We start from the raw sequence: 18,671 nt of genomic DNA, 5'->3' as shown, positions 1-18,671 counted from the left end.
CATTCTCCTTTTTGTCTGTTGCTGTTTGAGGTGTATACCGATAAAATCAAAGTATGGAACTTTAAGCGCCTAAAATGTACATATGCACAACTATAACATAATTGCCAGGCTACACCGTAATGGGGGCAATCGAAAAGGGGATGTACCTATGAATTTGCTGCAAGCGCTCTTCTTTCCGCCGGAACAGCCCGGTGGTGTCTCTTCCATGATCCCGTATCTTCAGGAACGCTTCCGCTCTAGCCGATGGGAAATGGATCTGTTCTGGCTGCCGAAGCGGATTCGCAACAAGGGCCGTGAAGAAATTGTATTCGAAACCTTCGATTGGACGCAGTACGGCGCGAGTCCGGTTGTGCAAAAATATATTCAGACGTACCGTGATTACTTATGGTGGACGAGGCTGCGCCTAAGCAAGAAATATGATCTTATTCATGCCCATCATCCAATTGCCGGTCTGGCGATGAAAAAGGCGTTCCCGGATATTCCGTTGATCCAGACACTTCACTCCAGCTATGAGCGTGAGCTGATTCTGAATGGCGCCATTGCCGAGAACGGATTGGAGCACCAGTTCCTGGTGTCGATCTACCGTGAGCTTGAGCATGTCAGCGACCGGCTCATGACGGTATCGCGTTCGTTTGCCGACTATTTGTCTCCTTATATAGCCGAGCCTTCCAATATCGGTGTCATTCCGAACGGTTTCGATGAGAAAAGATTTAAGCCGGTGTCGCATGACAACAGCATTACCCAATTGGTCACGGTCACCCGTCTTGTCCCGGCGAAGGGTATTGACATCTTGATTAAAGCTTGCGCCGAACTAAAAAAGCGCGGTCATGAGTATGTGCTGCATATTATCGGAGACGGGCCTTCCCGCGCCGAGCTTGAGAATCTGGCACAGACTTTGGGCATATATAATGAGACTATTTTTTATGGCTACACGCTGCATCCGGAGGAGTTCATGCCTTTCTTTGATATTTTTGTTCTGCCTTCGCGTGCGGAAGCATTCGGGTCTGTGTTTGCGGAAGCTGCGCTTAGCTGCCTAGCTCTGGTAGGTACGAATGTTGGCGGGATACCGGAACAGATTGAAGATGGAGTCAATGGATTGCTGGTCAATCCTGATGATGAGCTTGCACTGGCGGATGCGCTCGAAAAGGTCATTACCGATCCTTCCTACCGCTATGAACTTTCCCGTTCTGCCTGGGAGAAAGCGAAGAGCATGTATTCTCTGACAAGAGTAGCTAATGAACTGAAAAAAACATATCTGCAATATCATCCCGGAATGAAGGGATGATATTATGATTCCATTCCGTTTTCTGCATGCCGCAGATTTGCATTTAGACAGCCGTTTTGCCGGACTGGCGCATATTCCGCCGGCTGTACGGTCCATTTTACGCGAGTCCACCTTTGCCGCCCTCGGGCGGCTTGTTGGCGTCGCCATTAAAGAGCAGGTTGATTTTGTCGTCATTAGCGGAGATGTGTATGATGTCTCCGATTCTTCGCTGCAGGGACAGCTCAGGTTTCAGGAGGCGCTGCAAGAGCTGGGTCGGCATAATATCAGCGTTTTTCTGATTCATGGCAATCATGATCCGCTGGATGGTCCGCGGCTGGCCGGCACTCCGCAAGATCATGTAACGGTATTCGGCAGCGATACCCCCGGACAGGTGACGGCCCATCGCCGTAGTGACGGCCTTGAGGTTGCTATCGTAAGCGGACTATCCTATCCCACGGCGAAGGTAACGGAGAATACTGCCAGGACTTTTGAGCGCAAGCCGGGATCGGGGCTGTTCCACATTGCTCTGCATCATTGCAATGTAGACGGTGATCCTCAGCATGAGACGTATTCTCCTTGCAGCCGGAGGGACTTGATAGAAAGAGGCTATGATTATTGGGCGCTGGGGCATATACATACAAGAAGGATTTTGCAGGAACGGCCCTTTATTGTTTATCCCGGCAATATTCAGGGCCGCAGCATTAAAGAAACAGGTCCAAAGGGCTGTTATGTCGTAGATGTGGATGAGGACGGCTCGTCCTCTCTCCAATTTCATGAGCTGGATGTGGTACGCTGGCAGGTTCGGGATATTTCCATCCAAGGGCTGCATGATGAGGCACAGTGGATTGACGCTGTAGAGCAGGCCGTAGAAGACATTAGAGAAGAGTACCCGCAGTTGATGTCGGTTGTCAGGTTTCGTCTGACAGGACGGGGCGCTGTTCACAGGCTGCTGGCTGAAAAAGGAGCCGCAGCCGATCTTTTGGGTGAGCTGCAGAGACGCGAAGGAATCAGAGCGGAACAAAAGGCATACCAGGGACTGGTCTGGACCGAGGGCTTTTCGGTGGAATCGGGCATTGAGATTGACCGGGAACGCCTTTTGCAGGAAGACAGCTTCCTCGGGGAAATGCTCCGCGTTGCAGACCGCAGCAAGGAATCCAAAGAAGAGCTGGATCAATTGGTGCGCAGTGCCCTGGCGCCGCTGATGGAGAACAGGGAGCTGCGGAGACTGTTGTCCGAGACCGGAGAGGACGAGAAGCTGGCCTGGCTGGAACGTGCAGCGGAACTGGGGGTAACGCTGCTCAGCACAGTGGAGGAGCCAGGCAGCGATGAGGGAACATCGGTCCGGGAGCATGAGGAGGGCAGGAGCTATGAAAATTCAGCATCTGGAAATTAGCGGCTTTGGCCGGCTTCGTAATGTGGAAGTAGAACTGGGAGATGGAGTTACCGTACTTTACGGACGTAATGAGGCCGGTAAAAGCACTTTGCTTCAGTTCATGCGCTCCATGCTGTTTGGCATTCCTTCCCGGAGTAATCCGCTCGAAAGATATGAGCCGGCACAAGGCGGGATACATGGAGGTACCCTGACGGCCCGTGACGGGGAGGGTGGAAGCTGGAAAATTCACCGCTATACCGGAGGCGGCGCAGGCCAGGGGAAAAGCGAGAAGCTGACGGTTACCTTAAGCCGGTCCGATGGAACGCTGGAAGAACTGGGACAGGGTGAGCTGGAGCGGAATTTGCTGGGTGGAATCTCGCGGAGCATGTTCCGCCAATTGTTTGCAGTTTCGCTGGACGAGCTGCAGCAGCTGGCTGCACTCCAGTCGGAGGAAATGAGCAGTTATTTATTCCATGCGGGCATGGGCGGAGGCGGCGATATTATGCGCGCGGAGCGCCGTCTGCTCGGGGAGGCCGAGAAGCTGTACAAGCCCCGGGGCAAGCTCCAGGATGCCGCCAAAATCCTGCAGGCTATGGAGAAGCTGGAGCGTCAAATTGCGGAGAGCCGCACCTTTCTGCCCCGGTACAACGAGATTACTGTTGCCCTGAAGACAACAGAGGGTGAGCTGGCCAAGCTTGAGGACAGGGGCGAGGAAACTTTCGTTAGTCTAACCCGGCTGCGGAAGGTGCTGGAAATCCGTGACGTCTGGCTGAAATGGCGGGAGGCCCGGCTTGAACTCGCGGAACTGCCTGTAGTAGAAGCCTTTCCGGAAGATGCTCCGGCCCGCTGGCACAGCCTTGAAGGAGAGATCAGAAATGCGGAAGGGCTGGTCGCCCGCGGGGAGCGGAATCTGAGTGAGCTGAACTCCGAACTGGAGCAGAATCAGCCGGATGAACTTCTTGCTGCTCAAGGCCCGGCTATAGAAAGCCTGGATCGCCGCCGCGGGAGCTATGAGGACCGCAGCTTGGAGCGGCAGCGGGTCGCAGGCGAGCTCCGTTCGGTGCAGGACCATCTGCACCGGCTGCTGCGGAGCATTCATTCCGGGTGGAGCTCAGCGGAGCTCGCAGCTTTCCCCTGCGCGGCTGTAGACCGGGAGGCGGGGCGGCGTTTCGCTGCGGCGTTCGCCGGCTATGACCGCCGCATGGAGGGTCTTGGCGCCGGGCGCCATGCCCTGCGCTCGCGCCTGGCGACAGCAGCGGCAGCGCTGCAGGCCGCGGACCGTGCGCTGGCGCGGGAGCAGGCCGCCGGCGCGGAGCCGTTCGCTGCGCTGCGCCCCGCAAGCGCGGCTGAAGCCGCGCAGCTGTGGGGCGAGCTGCAGCAGGCCGCCGAGCGCTGGCGCGAAGGCCTGCTGCGCGGGCCGCAGCGCAGCCGCGGCGGCGAGAGCGATGCCATGCTGCGCCAGCGCATGGCATCGCTCTACCGGCGCCTGCTGCTCGCAGGCGCGGCGCTGACGGCCCTGCTGCCGGCAGCGCTGTGGCTGACCGGCGCGCCGCCGGTCAGCGCCTGGATCGCGCTAGGCCTGCTGGCCGCCGCGGATCTGGCCCTTTGGGCCGGCGTGCTGGCGCAGCGCCGGGCCCGTGTGTCCCCGCCGGAGCCTGGCGGGGACGACGCCGCAGCAGCCGAGATGCTGCGGCTGCGGGGGCTGCTGCTCTCCGGCGCTGCGCCGGAGAGCCGGGCTGCCAGCCCTGATGCAAGCGGGCTGGAGGCCGGCATGAAAGAGCTGCGCAGGCTGATGGATTCTTGGACAGCCTGGCAGCAAAAAATAGAACGGCTGACGCTCGAACGCGATGCCGGAGTGAGTGAGCTGGAATCCTTAACCGGACAGGAGCGGGTGCTCACTGAAGAACTGGAACAGGCGGAGAATGCCTTTCAGGAGACAGTTGACCGGTATGACGAATGGCTGCGGGAGCGCAAGCTGCCTGAAGGGTTGTCTCCGGAAGGGCTGCCTGACATTTTCAGCACAGTGGAGCAAGGCAATGAATTGCTTCGCCAGGAGAAGAAATTAGCTCAACGTATGCAGGAGCTGGAACAGGAATGTGCAGCTTTTGAGGCGGAGTGCCAGACTTTGGCTGCGGAATGCGGGGCTGACCTGAAACCTTTATCGCGATTAAGCTGGCTGGAAGCAAGAAAGAGGGCCTGGGATGAATTGAAGGCCGGACTGCAGCGCCGTGAGAGTCTCCTATCGAGTGTGCTTAAAATGGAAGCAGAGCTTGTGGAGAGCCGCAGAGAACTAAGCGGGCTGAAATTTCGCCGGGATAGTCTGCTTGCTGAAGGCGGCGCGGTTAACGGGGAAGATTTCCTACGCAGGGCGGCTGTAGTGCAGCAGCGAGAGGAACTGTCCAGATCCATCCGGCAATGGGAGCTTATTATGTTCGGAGGCTTCGAAGCCAAGGGAACAGCCCAGGTGCTGGACCTGCTGGATCATAATGATTTATCAGTGTTAAATGAACAAAGAATTGCGCTGGAGGCTGCTGTATCGGAGGTGGAAGAGGGACGGAACCGCCTGCTGCAGCAGCGGGGCAAACTGCTCCAGGAGCAGGAGAATCTGGAGGAACGCTGTCTAGAGGATTCCCCAATGCAACAACTGGAAGAACAGCGGGCAGCGCTGCGTGAACTGGCCGGGCAATATGCCGTTGCAGCCTTGGCAGCGGAATTAATAGGCCGTACACGCCGTATCTACGAACAGGAGAAGCAGCCGCAGGTGCTGATGCTGGCTTCGGCTTATTTCGAGCATTTGACCGGAGGAGAGTACCGCCGTGTAGTTATGACACTCGGCAATAAGGAGCTTAAAGCCGAGCACAGGGATGCAGGTCTGCTCCACTCCGGTGCCCTCAGCCGAGGAACAGCAGAGCAGCTGTATCTGGCACTGCGGCTGGCTCTGGCAGAAACGATGACGCGGCAGGCCCCTTTGCCCCTCCTGTTCGATGATTTGTTCGTTAATTTCGACGAGCACCGTCTTCATGCGGCACTCACTCTCCTCGGTGATCTATCTACGTCAAGACAAGTGGTGATGATGACTTGCCATCGGCATGTGGCTGAGGCGGCCGCCGCATTGATTCCGGGTGCAACGATTATTTCCGTGTAGTTCGTGTTACCGGATCTACAGGCACATAACTGCCGCTTATGTCTATCGAATGGGGATTATTCCTCGGGGGAAGCGACAGCGGAGTGCGAATCAGCTTAACCGCCCACACCAGCGAGATGGCTCCGAATACCGGATAGAGCAGAGACAGCAATGAACTGAAGCCGAATTGGCTCAAGGCATAGCAGATTAACATTACGCAAGGTGTTATGAGCCCCGGTGCAACAGGAAGATGCTGCTTAAGCTGTGTGGTGGCTCCATAAATATCCGCAACAAAGGTACTGAAAATCTCGAGAAAAATAAGCAGCAAATAAACGGATTGCACCAGTGTCCCCAGCTGAAAAGCAATGCTGCCCATCGGAATTTCGAACTGCAGGATGCCCGGCATCTGGGCACTCATAGCGAAATGCGCCGTCATCAGCATGAAGCCGATTCCGATGCCGCCTAAGATACCGCCCATCTTTAACGCTTTTTCATCCTTGGTATGCCGTGCAAGAGGGACGAGCACCGCCTGAGCCATACCCAGATTAAAAGCGGTGTATAGCAGTGGCGACAACCAGGCTTTAATCGGACTGAGCTCTGTATCAAGGAATAAAAAACGCCCTGCCCCCGGATTTTGAAAGGTATTAAAAACGATAATAAGTGACAACGTAAGCATCAGCGGCACAATAATGCTGTTCATTTGCAGGATACCGGAAATTCCGTGTCTAAGCAGCCAATAAGATCCCAATAGAGTGATTAGCAGACCGGTCTGATAATGGAGTCCCAGATGCTCCTGAAAAATAGAACCGGCCCCGGCGAGCATAATGCTGTTGACGCCAATGAGGATAATCAGTGTGAACAGGCTGATAAGGCTCCCGGCATTTTCTCCAAACAGGTGACGGTTGAAATCCTCATAGGATTCCGCTTCGATCCTGCTGGCGATAATCATCATTTTGGTCCCGAGCCAAATAAATAGTACAGTGGAGAGAAATATCGTGAGTACCGCCCACCCTCCGTACTGGGTAAAGAACTGTAATATTTCCTGGCCGGTGGCAAAACCGGCACCCACTATGGTGCCAATATAGGTGAAAGCAATCTGCAATGCGCGGATATATGTTTTCATTTCATGGATCTCCTCCTTAAAGCTTTAGCAGGATTGCCTTGTGCAGTCCGCATAGTACAGGTTATGATGATGAACAGAAGGACATGACTTCCGCCTGTCCCGTTAGAGGGTATTTATTAGAGTGGAAGGTCTGCAATTATAAAGGGCATTGGAGGTTCAAAATCATGGAATTGTTAAAACAGCGGATTTTGGAAGAGGGAGTCGTCGTTTCAGATCAGGTGCTGAAGCTGGATGCTCTTCTGAATCATCAGGTTGATCCCCAGCTGACTATGGAAATGGGACGGGAGTTTGCCGGGCGGTTTGCGGACAGCGGGATAACCCGTATTGTTACTGTTGAATCCTCGGGCATTGCCGTAGCATTTGCCACAGCTTACATTATGAATGTCCCGCTAGTCTTTGCACGCCGCAAAAAAACATTGCTCGCTGATCCCGATGCCTTGTGCGAACGGGTTCCTTCCTTTACAAAAGGAATTGTTACCGACCTTATGTTATCCCGTCAGTTTATCGACCCCAAAGATAAAATATTGTTCATCGACGATATTATAGCCAACGGTGATGCAGCACGCGGGCTGATCAAGATCATCCAGCGTTCCGGGGCAGAACTTGTCGGGTTAGGCGTAGTAGTAGAAAAGAGCTTTCAGGCAGGTGCACGTACAATCAGAGAACAGGGTATCCGGCTCGAATCACTGGTCCGTATTATGTCTCTAAGTGAAGGAACTATTGTATTCGGTGATTAAACGGTGACGAAAATGAGAATAAAGCCCATTTTTAAAACAACTGCTTTTCACCCTATGAATTTTCCTTTATAATGAATGTTAGACATAGGAGAGGAGGCGTCACAATGGGGAAAGAACCGGTGACAGAGCAATTTTTTATTGATAAACTAACCGAGGCCAAGGATCACTTCGAGCGTGCATTGGATTGTAAGCATACAGAGTTTGATGATCTTTATCCCTATATGATTGAACATCCTCAGTTTTTTTGGTACAAACGCTATGTAGCCTGGTCCGAATTGCTGACTATCAAAGGGCTATGTGAGGAGCTGTCCTACTCCTGGAGGGAGAAGTTTACAGCCAAGCAAGTGGAGTATCTTGAACAACGAGTGATGTCTGCTAAAGTTCTCGATTTTTGGTTCGAGAAGAATGAAGCGCTGATATAGGTGAACCGAACAAGAGAGGCAAGTGATCTCTTTCATTGCTTACATGAGACCCAATGATCAATCATTGTGGTCTTTTTTATGATTAGCAGCAAAATAAGAAGGAGGAGGTATGAGGGATGATTAGCGATGAACAATTGAATAACTACCGGATCTCGGGCGAGAAAATCCGCGTGGTGCGGGACGGATTGGAAAGCAATGATGTGAAGGGTATTGTCCTGGCCTGGGATGAAGCTCAGGTAATGATCCGCCGTCCAAACCGGAGGGTGGTAAAGCTGGACCGGAATTACCTCTTTCAGCCTTTTAATGAACCAAGACCAGATGTCCTTTCTTAAATAAAATAGCTCCCTGACCATTAACCACGGGCAGGGAGCTATTTCTGTCTTATAGTGGTGCTGATGTGACTAGATAGTCAGAGCCAACTGCTCCACATGTTCCTCGCGGGCGAGGATGGAGAATTCAGTCGCAAGACCGAGATAAGCGCGCATCCGCAGCATCATCTCCCGGCGAAAGCCTGGCCACAAAATATTGAGCTCACCTGCATATTCTCTGCAAGTATAAAGGGCCTCAACACCGTGCACATCCTGGCGGACCGTATTAATTCTCAGGCCATGCAAGGCAAGCTCTCGCTTGACCTCCTGCAGCATTAATGACGTCTTCTTGGCACCGCTGGATACCAGTTCCATATACAGCTGAGGTGTCTTGAACAGACCGCTCTTGCCAATTACCCGGCAATCACGTTCAAAGACTTTATGAATAAATGTTAGCAGCAAATAGCTTCTGACGAGGGACAGTTCTTCTTGGGTTATATCTTGTGCTATATCTGGAGTATTTATCTTAGTAGTCGCCATATAAATCACCTCATTTATAGGATGCGAACCTTTGTTCTTATTATACCTTGAAAGGGGTAATGAAAGCAAGAAATATACAGAAAATAAAGGGAAAATTAATAATCCGGAAAAGTATTGACGAATTTTTTTCGGCATGGTAAGATCTATCTTGTGGCCGCTAAAGCGAGTCATATAATATGCGGTCGTGGCGGAATTGGCAGACGCGCACGGTTCAGGTCCGTGTGGTAGCAATATCGTGGAGGTTCGAGTCCTCTCGACCGCATTATACTTTATCAACGAAACTCTTCTTAGGAAGGGTTTTTCTTTTTTTTAAGCTCGAACTTCTAAGTGTTAGGCAGTAGGCTTAGGGAAGAATAGCTAATGAAAGCGTGTTCGTATGTCCGTATGTCCGTATGTCCATGTGTATGATGACGTTTGTGCCGCTACAGAGGACAGGGACGATTTTTCATAAAACAGCGCTGCAATATTTCCAGTTTCAAAAAGGGACCCACACCAGAATCAGTGCTTTACCAAATGTTGCTCGCGGGAATACGCGGATTTGAGCCGTTGGGCGTACGCCATAGCCCTTGTTATCATGCTAACTATTGTCCCTCTATATTCCGGGGGAACCTGCTTTAAGGTGTATTTAGGGATTTTACAGGGAGTAAATCCCTCTAATCACGCTGGATGGGGTGAGTTAGCTGATTTAGAGGGAGTAAATCCCTCTAACCACGCCGGATAGGGTGAATTTGCTGATTTACAGGGAGCAATTCCCTCTAATCACGCCGGATGGGGTGAATTTGCTGATTTACAGGGAGCAATTCCCTCTAATCACGCCGGATGGGGTGAGTTAGCTGATTTAGAGGGAGTAAATCCCTCTAACCACGCCAGATAGGGTGAATTTGCTGATTTACAGGGAGTAATTCCCTCTAACCACGCCGGATAGGGTGAATTAGCTGATTTACAGGGAGTAATTCCCTCTAACCACGCCGGATAGGGTGAGTTAGCTGATTTAGAGGGAGTAATTCCCTCTAACCACGCCGGATAGGGTGAGTTAGCTGATTTAGAGGGAGTAATTCCCTCTAACCACGCCGGATGGGGTGAATTAGCTGATTTACAGGGAAAAATAGATTTCAAGTCGATAGTTATCATGAACGAAACCGACATCGCAATTTGTTTATACGTAGGTTGAAATTGGTGATCATGAGAGTGAACGCTCAGAATCCAAAATCAGAGCCACCAAACAAAAAGGAGTCGGTTTACTATGAATATGCCCATTAAATACGTAGGTTTAGACGTGTCCAAAGCGAAAATTGCTGTGGCGGTTGCGGACGAAGGACGACAGGAAGCCAGGTACTGGGGCAGCATTGTTCATACTAAAGAGGCTGTACACAAGCTCATGAGCAAGTTGCGAGACCAGAGTGAAGCCTTTCAATTAGAGGTCTGCTATGAGGCTGGACCTACCGGCTATATGCTGCATCGCTGGCTGCTGGAAGAGGGGATTTCCTGCACTAACTATGGCGGTCTTTCCTACAACGTACCGTCGCTGCAAGTAGGTTAGGAACAATTTCTCAAAAGTTCAAGTAATGCCTATTGCACAGGATCCCTCTCCGTCAAGAACTGATATTGGGGTTGAACCTCAAAAAGTTTGTGAAATCGGCGCTGTAACTTCACATACGCCCCTCCACAGAATCTAGTATAATGAATGTCAAGGGGAAAAAAGAAGAGGAGTGTTTCTTGTGGAAGAAAGTGTGTTCAGCCTGATTAGAACAAAATACAATACGTTGTCGCCTACGCAAAAGCAGGTTGCTGATTATATATTAACCCAATCAGATAAAGTTTTTTTATTATCACTTGGAGAACTTGCACAACTGTGCAATACGAGTGAAACTACCGTTATCCGTTTTTTGAGAAAACTTAACTACGATTCATATCAGCTATTCAGAGTGAAGATAGCCCAGGAATTGGCCGATGGTTCTACGAATTCGATTTATGAAGAAGTGAATACCGATGATTCTCTTGATGACATCAAAAAGAAAGTAATTCAGCTTACCGTCAGTTCCATTAACGATTTGAACAATATATTGGATGAAAGTAACATGAGATTATTTTCAGATCTGATGCAGTCGGCAAGAAGAATTCTGTTTATCGGAGTAGGCGCTTCCGGGATGATTGCGGCAGATGCGTACCACAAGTTTCTGAGACTCGGTTTTGACTGCAGTTTTATCGGAGATCCGCATATCATGAACATTGCCTGCGCACAGGTGAAGAAAGAAGACTTGATCGTGGCGGTTTCACATTCCGGTGAAAGCAGGGAGATTCTGGACGCGGTTGAACTGGCCAGGGAAAGAGGAACACGGGTGGCTGCAATTTCCAGCTACCCTAATTCTTCTCTGGCAGAACAATCGGACATTGTTCTGCTCAGCTCCTCGCAGGAAACCCGCTACCGTTCGGATGCTATGATATCCAGAATTATTCAGTTGGTCATCATCGACACCATTTATGTGGCTACGGTGCTGAAACTCGGCCCGGAGGGTATCAGACGGGTTAACCGGTCACGCCTGGCCGTAGCCAAAAAGAAGACCTGAATAGCCAAACCAGAGAATTTGATCCTCTCGATTCAGCCCTAGTCTCCAAAAGCGGAAAATTACTGCCCGTCTCCAGACGACAGTAGTTTACCGCTATTTTTTTGAAATAAATTTTACCCGATTAACACTATTGACGGCAGAAAGGAAGCTGTAGTATATTTACCGTAGTAAAAAAACTACTAACTAAAAGTTGTAGTAGTAAAAAAACTACGTAAATGGAGGAGTTATCTTGGGAAAGAACATTAAAGCCATTTTGCTAGGAGACGCAATGATCCCCGGTAAAGGATTTGGAGAAGCCTGGGAGAAATGGATGGGGGCTTATGGCAACGATAAAGTTGTGGGTGATTGGGAGCCGGATTGGGAGAAGCTTCAATATAGACGATTGGAAGTGGAGAAGAGAGGACCGGAAATTGAAGAGGTTCCTGCGGCTGTAACGGAGTCAGGAGCGGATGCTGAATTACTTGCAGGTCTCTTTGTGCCCGTCTCTTCAAAGCTTATGGAAGCGATGCCAAATCTGCGAATCGTCGGTGTTTCCAGGGCAGGATTGGAAAATGTAAATGTTCAAGAAGCTACGAAACGGGGGGTTTTGGTATTTAATGTTCAAGGTCGCAATGCCCATGCGGTTTCTGATTTTGCGGTCGGCATGATGCTTGCCGAATGCCGTAACATCGCACGGGCCCATCACGCAATCAAAACCGGAACTTGGCGTAAGACGTTCTCCAACAGCGCCATCGTGCCGGAATTGTCCGGCCGGACCATCGGCATCATCGGCTTCGGATATATCGGAAGGCTGGTTGCGCAGAAATTGTCCGGTTTCCGAGTGAATTGTCTTGTGTTTGACCCTTATACTTCTGAAGAAGATATCAAGGAAGCGGGCTGCACCAAGGCTGAACTGGAAACCGTGCTTAAAGAGAGCGATTTCATTACACTGCACGCCAGATTGACCGAGGCGAACAAGAATATGATAGGCGAACAAGAAATCAGCTTGATGAAACCGACAGCATACCTAATCAATACGGGCAGAGCAGGGTTGATCGATCAGCAGGCTCTTGCAGCAGCATTGCGTAAAGGGACAATTTCAGGGGCAGCACTGGACGTATTCACGACTGAGCCTATCCCGGCCGACAGCGATTTTCTTGAGCTTGACAATGTTACACTGACGACCCATATCGCCGGCACTACGGCAGATGCCCTGGGCAATTCGCCTTCCCTGCTGCTTGAGGATATCCGCAAATTTCTTAACGGAGAGAAACCCCGGTTTATAGTGAATTCGGAAGTGCTGGAGAATGCGGAATTTATACAGTGGCTCGGGGAGAAACGGGAATAGAGAAGGAGGAATACGATGCTGGTCAACATGAAACAGGTTTTGTCCATTGCGGACGCTGGCGGATATGCGGTTGGATCGTTTAATGTCTACAGCTATGAAACGATCCGGGGGGTTCTGGAAAGTGCCCGGAAGAACCAGATTCCTGCCATCCTGGCTTTTGGAGAACGTTACCTGGAGAATATGGATTTCGAAACTGCCGCAGCAATGGTCAAATCGGAGTCCAAGGATATGGATATTCCTTTTGCGCTACATCTGGATCATTGCACCAGCCTGGAAAATGTGTACAGGGCCATAAAAGCAGGATTCACCTCAGTGATGTATGACGGATCGGCTTTGAGCTATAGCGACAATGTCGCCAATACGGCAAAAGCGGTGGAAGTGGCACATGCGTGCGGCGTATCGGTTGAGGCGGAACTTGGCTCACTGGCTTCCGGAGAGCATTCCCATGAGGGATCAACCGCTGATGAGGAAATTTACACCAGCCCTGATCAGGCGGAGGATTTCGTGCGCAGAACAGGTGTAGATGCCTTGGCTGTTTCCATCGGTACCGTGCATGGCTTGTATAAGGGAGAGCCGAACATCCGGGTGGATATATTGCGCAGCATCAAAAAACAGGTTACTGTCCCTCTTGTACTGCACGGAGGTTCCGGAACACCGGAGAATGTGCTGAGGGAATGCATCCGCCACGGAATCCGTAAAATCAATGTCAATACGGAGATTTCTGTATTCACTGTTGAGCACATTAAGGAACTGCTTAAAGAGACAACACCGCATTTATCCGTTCTTTCGTTGCAGCAGATTAATGCCATTAAACAAGTTGTAGAGAAGTATATGCTGATGTTCCGATGATTACATAACCATCATTTTTTTAAAAATAATATTTGAAAGCGATTTCACATTTGGAGCGGAAAAATATTAGTTCGGGAGGTATAATGATGAGTAATGTAACATGGATGTTATTGGTCTTATTTGCTTCAATCGCATTAATCGTATTTCTTATTATGAAAGCAAAACTTAGCGCTTTTTTGGCTCTTACCATCGCGGGATTGTTCCTGGGTATAGCCTCGGGTATGCCTATTGATAAAGTTGCGACTTCATTTCAGGCAGGGATGGGATCTACTCTCGGCTTTCTGGCTACAGTGCTCGGATTGGGTACAATTCTGGGGAAGATGCTGGAGGTTTCCGGAGGGGCACAGCGTATGGCCCGAAGCTTGCTGAATTTGTTCGGAGAGAAGAATGCACATTGGGCCATGATGATTGTTGCTTTTATCAGTGGGATACCGGTTTTTTTTCAGGTCGGGTTCGTGCTTCTGATTCCGGTTATTTTCAGTATCGCTTTTCAAACCAAAATGTCGCTTGTCAAAATTGGAATCCCTGTCGTTGCCGGTCTGATTACGGTTCATGCCATGGTTCCGCCGCATCCCGCTGCGCTGGCGATTACCGGGACGCTCGGGGCGGATGTAGGCACTGTTATCGTATACAGCCTGCTTATAGGTCTGCCTGCGGTTATTCTGGCCGGTCCGGTCTTTGGTAATTTCATTTCCCGTTTCATTAAACTTAATCCGCCCGCTCATCTTGTCAAAAGCGAGATGATACCGGAAGAGAAATTGCCTTCTTTCGGGATTACGCTGTTTACCATATTGCTGCCTATGATTATTATGGTGGCCAAGACGATTGTGGAGCTTTTGGCGCCTGAAGGTGCCGGCTATCTGCCGTTTGTTAAATTTGTGGGCAACCCGATTACCGCGCTGCTCATTTCCGCGCTTTTCTCCTATTTTACCCTTGGGTTCTCGAGGGGGCTGAAGAAAGAAGATTTGCTCAGTCTGACAGACGGCTGCTTTGGGCCGGTGGCGGGAATCTTGCTTGTAATCGGTGCTGGCGGAGCTTTCAATCAGGTGCTTCAGGATAGCGGCATGGGAGGAATTCTCGGAGAAACGCTGAGCAGTCTGAATATGAGCCCGATCCTGCTTGCCTGGATCATTGCTATTATTATGCGTTTTTCCGTTGGCTCAACTACGGTTGCCATGATGACCTCAGCCGGCATAATGTTGCCACTGCTTCCTGGTATGGGTGTAGATCCGGCGCTAATCTGCGTGGCTATCGGTGCTGGTGGAATTGGACTCTCTCATGTAAATGACTCAGGTTTTTGGATTGTAAAGGAGTATTACGGAATGTCCATTACGGATACGTTTAGAACCTGGACCGCATCAACTACAATTGCTTCACTGGTCGCGCTTCTTGGAACACTATTGGTTGGCATCATCGTATAAGGAGGATTCCATGGAACATATTATTACGCTGGATATAGGAACTATGAGCATGAGGGCTATTATTTATGACGTCAAGGGCCGGATGCTGTATACATCGACCTATGAATACCATGCCATTTTCACTCCACCCAGTCTGGTTGAGCAGGACCCGTTCGACTGGGGTAATGGCCTCGCCTTTACCTTGAAAGAAGCTGCGCAATATGTACGGGACAATAATATTTCCGTGGCGGCGATCTCCGTTACTTCACAGCGGGCATCCGTCATCCCTGTCGACCTCGAGGGCAACTGCCTCTATAACGCGATTACCTGGCAGGATAAGAGAAGTGTGGATATTTGCCGCGAGCTAACCGAACGGCTATCTATGAATGCCATATATGCTAAAACCGGACTGCGTGCCAATCCCTATTTCTCGCTTCCCAAAATGCTCTGGTTTAAGCAGAAGGCTCCAGAGATCTATAAGAAAGCTCATAAACTGATTGGTGTGCAGGACTATGTTATCCACCAGTTGACCGGAGAGTTCAAGACTGATTGGACACAGGCCGCCCGCACCATGCTCATGAATATTAAAACCTTTGAATGGGACCGGGAAATCCTGGCCACATCGGGTATTGATGAAGAGCTTCTCTGCGAATTGCATCCGCCGGGAGCACAGGCCGGCGGATTGAAGAAGGAAATGGCTCATCTGGTGGGGCTGGAGGAGGGACTTCCGGTCATCATGGCTGGCGGGGATCAGCAGAATGCCGCAGTTGCCCTGGACATTCTGAGGCCCGGGATGGCGGAAGCCAATACGGGGACAGGTTCGTTTGTAATCGCTTATTCCGACAAGCCGGTGTTTGACAAGAAGTGTCGGGTTCTGTGCAGCGCTTCAGCCATTCCCGGGAAATGGATTGTGGAAGCGGGAATTTTCAACACAGGTGCCGTGTACCGTTGGCTTAGGAATCAGTTTTACTCCGGTGAGCAGTCTTCCTACACTTATATGAATGAAGAGGCGTCAGCTTCGCCAATTGGCTCTAATGGCGTGATGCTAATTCCCCATTTTGAAGGAAGTGCTGCTCCTTTCTGGAATCCCTATGCCAAAGGCGTATTCTTCAACCTTTCTCTTGGAACCAAAAGGGGAGATATGGCCAGATCCATACTGGAGGGCATTTCCATGGAGATCGCTGATAACCTTTCACTGATTGAAGTGATTTCGGGTGAGATCGAGACTATAAGTGTGGCTGGAGGCATGACAAATTCGGATCTCTTTAATCAAATACAGGCCGCAACTTTCTATAAGAAGGTAGTCCGGTACTCCAACAGTGAAGCTTCTTCAATGGGGGCGGCGATTTCAGCGTGCGTGTCACTGGGAATTTACAATTCCCATGAAGAAGCCTTCAAGGAAATGGTGGGGAAGGAAGAGCAGATTTATCAGCCAAATGCAGAGGAATATATTAAATACGATAAACTGCGTCTTCGCAAGCATGATCTTTATAATGCCCTCAATCAGAGGAAAGTATATGAAAAATTTATAAAGAGCGTCTAATCCGTTGAAGAAGAGAGGTTTTCCAGATATGAATAGGTTCACTATCAAACTGAGTTCTGTTAAAGATGTGAAAGATTTTGTGAATATGGTAAAGCTCTTTGATTTCGACATTGACTTATTCTCAGACCGTTATGTTATTGATGCCAAATCGATCATGGGCATTTTTAGTGTGGATTTGAGCCAGCCTCTCACGCTGCGTGTTCATTCCGATGCTGCCGATGATGTCGACCAATTCAAAGTGGCTATAGACAGGTTTTTGGTCTGATGCGCTCATGAGCCACATATCCGAAATTCTGGAATTCAACAAAAAATTCGTAGAAGAGAAAAAATACGAGGCTTATCTTACAAGCCGCTATCCCGACAAAAAAATCATGCGAAGTGTCATTGTCGCTCTGTACGAGCTTAATGCGGATGAGGTCATCGTTGTCGGCCATTATGGCGCTAACAGAATTAATCCCCCGGCCTTGGCATGATGATTTAACATACTTTGCCCTTTATTCGCTAATACTCCCTATAGACAAAAGTAATATCAGGGAGGCTGGCTATTGTGGCAAATGTGAAAAAACAGGAATTGTCGACTTTTCATCTAACTATGCTGGCATTGGGAACGGTTGTTGGGGGTTCGTTCTTCCTTGGCTCGGGTGTAGCCATCAAAGCAGCGGGACCCAGCATCATTATTTCTTATCTTCTCGGCGGCTTGCTTATTTACATCGTTTTGTACGCGTTGTCGGAAATGACGGTTGCGGATCCGGTGCCCGGATCATTCCGCACGTATGCGGAGAGAAGCTTTGGTCCGGGCGTCGGGTTCATTACAGGCTGGGTCTATTGGACGGGACTTATCTTTGCCATGTCCAGCGAGTCGATTGCGGCTTCTACTTTCCTTCGATTATGGTTTCCGAACATTTCAGCAATCGTCATGGGAGTGATGATTATTATTGCAGTTACCCTGTTGAATTTATTGGGTGCCAGGCATTTAAGCAGGCTGGAGAGCGGTTTGGCAGTGGTGAAGCTGCTTGCCATAGCCGGCTTTATTGCCGTTGGACTTGCGATTATTGCAGGGGTCATGCCGGGTGCCCCAGCGGTTGGAGCCGGTGAATTACGGGGAGAGCCATGGTTTCCCCGCGGTATTGCGGGAATTGCAGGCAGCATGCTGATTGTCATCTTTACCTATGCAGGCTTTGAAGTCATCGGGCTTGCGACCTCCGAGGTGCGGGACCCCAGGAAGACGATTCCCCGTGCAATTAACTTTACGTTAATTCTGCTGGTTGGATTATATGTCGGCGCAATCGCAGTCATCCTGCCGTTATTTCCCACCCAAGGCATTATAGAAGATCAAAGCCCTCTGGTTCTTGCCTTATCCCGCTGGGGAATGAATTGGGCCGGCACCATTATTAACATCGTCATGATTACCGCGATTTTGTCTACGATGCTTGCCTCTACCTTTGGACTGGGACGGATGATTCGGTCGTTGGCGGCAGAAGGGCATGCTCCTTCCTGGCTGAAGGATAAGTCCGATATCCCGTATAAAGGCATTCTTTTCTCCGGTGCAGCTATGCTCGGGGGCCTAAGTCTCGGCTTCATTCTCCCGCAGTATGTATATTTGTTTCTCATAAGCTCGGGAGGCTTCTCGCTGCTGTTTGCCTACTTCGTTATTTTGGCTTCCCATTATAAATGGCGAAAGAATACTCCCTGTTCACCTGCCGCGTTTTGCCAGCTGCCCGGTTTTCCGTATACCTCTTGGCTGGGACTGATCGGCATCATCGGGATTATGGTCAGCATGCCTTTTATTCCGGGACAAGCCGCAGGATTGATAGCGGGTCTACTATTAATCGTATTTTTCGCAGGCCTGTACATTGTGAGAAAAACGGCCAGGCGTCCACTTTCCCGGACCGGCAAATCCCCTTATCCAAATGGGATTTTAGGTCGAATGGACGTCCCGCATCCGCAAATGGAAGCAGCCGAAGAATATATCGATACCGCCGGGCGTGAGCAGCCAAATAAGCCTAAGTCTTAATATGCTGTTAATAGTTGGACACCGCAGGGTTTACATAATTGTTCTCCAGCCTACAAACACTGAGAATAGGTGATTATAGGG

16 protein-coding genes, 1 tRNA gene and 1 pseudogene are annotated in these 18,671 nt (G+C 50.2%); 16 read left to right on the top strand and 2 right to left on the bottom strand.

The window, feature by feature from the left end:
* The first annotated feature begins 148 nt into the window (after positions 1–148).
* From PaeBR_RS17380 to PaeBR_RS17370, 3 genes are read left to right on the top strand one after another with little or no spacing between them, the layout of a single operon-like run.
* The gene (locus PaeBR_RS17380) at positions 149–1,285 is read left to right on the top strand and encodes a glycosyltransferase family 4 protein (RefSeq protein ID WP_410511788.1); all 1,137 of its coding nucleotides are present in this window, start codon (positions 149–151) and stop codon (positions 1,283–1,285) included.
* A 4-nt stretch (positions 1,286–1,289) separates the two neighbouring features.
* On the top strand, positions 1,290–2,657 hold the full coding sequence (locus PaeBR_RS17375) for a metallophosphoesterase family protein (RefSeq protein ID WP_410511787.1): 1,368 nt from the start codon (positions 1,290–1,292) through the stop codon (positions 2,655–2,657).
* Positions 2,632–5,781 carry an AAA family ATPase gene (locus tag PaeBR_RS17370; protein ID WP_410511786.1) on the top strand — a complete coding sequence of 1,050 codons (3,150 nt, stop codon included), beginning with the start codon at positions 2,632–2,634 and terminating at the stop codon, positions 5,779–5,781. Before PaeBR_RS17375 ends, PaeBR_RS17370 begins: the two co-directional genes overlap by 26 nt.
* Here PaeBR_RS17370 and PaeBR_RS17365 read toward each other — a convergent pair.
* On the bottom strand, positions 5,768–6,883 hold the full coding sequence (locus tag PaeBR_RS17365) for a hypothetical protein (protein ID WP_410511785.1): 1,116 nt from the start codon (positions 6,881–6,883) through the stop codon (positions 5,768–5,770). The two genes, PaeBR_RS17370 and PaeBR_RS17365, sit on opposite strands and share 14 nt — an antisense overlap.
* A 164-nt stretch (positions 6,884–7,047) precedes the next feature.
* On the opposite strand from PaeBR_RS17365, the gene PaeBR_RS17360 reads away from it, so the two are divergent.
* The 3 genes from PaeBR_RS17360 (at position 7,048) to PaeBR_RS17350 (ending at position 8,374) form a co-directional block, all read left to right on the top strand.
* On the top strand, positions 7,048–7,620 hold the full coding sequence (locus PaeBR_RS17360) for a xanthine phosphoribosyltransferase (RefSeq protein WP_410511784.1): 573 nt from the start codon (positions 7,048–7,050) through the stop codon (positions 7,618–7,620).
* A gap of 104 nt (positions 7,621–7,724) precedes the next feature.
* Positions 7,725–8,042, top strand: coding sequence for a hypothetical protein (locus tag PaeBR_RS17355; protein ID WP_307591246.1), 318 nt, complete (start codon positions 7,725–7,727; stop codon positions 8,040–8,042).
* A gap of 116 nt (positions 8,043–8,158) precedes the next feature.
* Positions 8,159–8,374, top strand: a complete 216-nt coding sequence (locus tag PaeBR_RS17350; RefSeq protein ID WP_410511783.1) for a hypothetical protein — start codon at positions 8,159–8,161, stop codon at positions 8,372–8,374.
* Positions 8,375–8,443: 69 nt separating this feature from the next.
* On the opposite strand, the gene PaeBR_RS17345 is transcribed toward PaeBR_RS17350, so the two are convergent.
* Positions 8,444–8,890, bottom strand: a complete 447-nt coding sequence (locus PaeBR_RS17345; RefSeq protein WP_410511782.1) for a hypothetical protein — start codon at positions 8,888–8,890, stop codon at positions 8,444–8,446.
* Between the two features lie 178 nt (positions 8,891–9,068).
* Here PaeBR_RS17345 and PaeBR_RS17340 point away from each other — a divergent pair.
* The 10 genes and pseudogenes from PaeBR_RS17340 to PaeBR_RS17295 all read left to right on the top strand — a co-directional run bounded on the left by PaeBR_RS17340 (position 9,069) and on the right by PaeBR_RS17295 (position 18,590).
* Positions 9,069–9,152, top strand: a tRNA-Leu gene (locus PaeBR_RS17340).
* Positions 9,153–10,133: 981 nt separating this feature from the next.
* Positions 10,134–10,430 (top strand): hypothetical protein, encoded by a 297-nt coding sequence (locus PaeBR_RS17335; protein WP_410511781.1) that lies wholly within the window; start codon positions 10,134–10,136, stop codon positions 10,428–10,430.
* Positions 10,431–10,608: 178 nt separating this feature from the next.
* Complete coding sequence (locus PaeBR_RS17330) at positions 10,609–11,457, top strand: MurR/RpiR family transcriptional regulator (RefSeq protein WP_410511780.1); 849 nt, start codon at positions 10,609–10,611, stop codon at positions 11,455–11,457.
* 229 nt (positions 11,458–11,686) lie between these two features.
* A complete protein-coding gene (locus PaeBR_RS17325) occupies positions 11,687–12,784 on the top strand; it encodes a 2-hydroxyacid dehydrogenase (protein ID WP_410511779.1) in 1,098 nt (365 codons plus the stop codon).
* A 15-nt stretch (positions 12,785–12,799) separates the two neighbouring features.
* Positions 12,800–13,633 carry a class II fructose-bisphosphate aldolase gene (locus PaeBR_RS17320; RefSeq protein ID WP_410511778.1) on the top strand — a complete coding sequence of 278 codons (834 nt, stop codon included), beginning with the start codon at positions 12,800–12,802 and terminating at the stop codon, positions 13,631–13,633.
* Positions 13,634–13,719: 86 nt separating this feature from the next.
* The gene (locus PaeBR_RS17315; RefSeq protein WP_410511777.1) at positions 13,720–15,054 is read left to right on the top strand and encodes a gluconate:H+ symporter; all 1,335 of its coding nucleotides are present in this window, start codon (positions 13,720–13,722) and stop codon (positions 15,052–15,054) included.
* Between the two features lie 10 nt (positions 15,055–15,064).
* The gene (locus tag PaeBR_RS17310; RefSeq protein ID WP_410511776.1) at positions 15,065–16,576 is read left to right on the top strand and encodes an FGGY-family carbohydrate kinase; all 1,512 of its coding nucleotides are present in this window, start codon (positions 15,065–15,067) and stop codon (positions 16,574–16,576) included.
* Positions 16,577–16,604: 28 nt separating this feature from the next.
* Positions 16,605–16,841 carry an HPr family phosphocarrier protein gene (locus PaeBR_RS17305; RefSeq protein ID WP_410511775.1) on the top strand — a complete coding sequence of 79 codons (237 nt, stop codon included), beginning with the start codon at positions 16,605–16,607 and terminating at the stop codon, positions 16,839–16,841.
* A gap of 7 nt (positions 16,842–16,848) precedes the next feature.
* Positions 16,849–17,028 (top strand): annotated as a pseudogene (locus PaeBR_RS17300) (carbonic anhydrase); the annotation flags it as partial.
* Positions 17,029–17,123: 95 nt separating this feature from the next.
* Entirely contained in the window at positions 17,124–18,590 is a 1,467-nt protein-coding gene (locus PaeBR_RS17295) for an amino acid permease (protein WP_410511774.1), read from the top strand.
* Positions 18,591–18,671 lie beyond the last annotated feature (81 nt).

Source organism: Paenibacillus sp. BR2-3, from assembly GCF_046529485.1.
Lineage (GTDB): Bacteria > Bacillota > Bacilli > Paenibacillales > Paenibacillaceae > Paenibacillus_AQ.
This window is presented reverse-complemented; position numbering and strand designations above follow the sequence as displayed.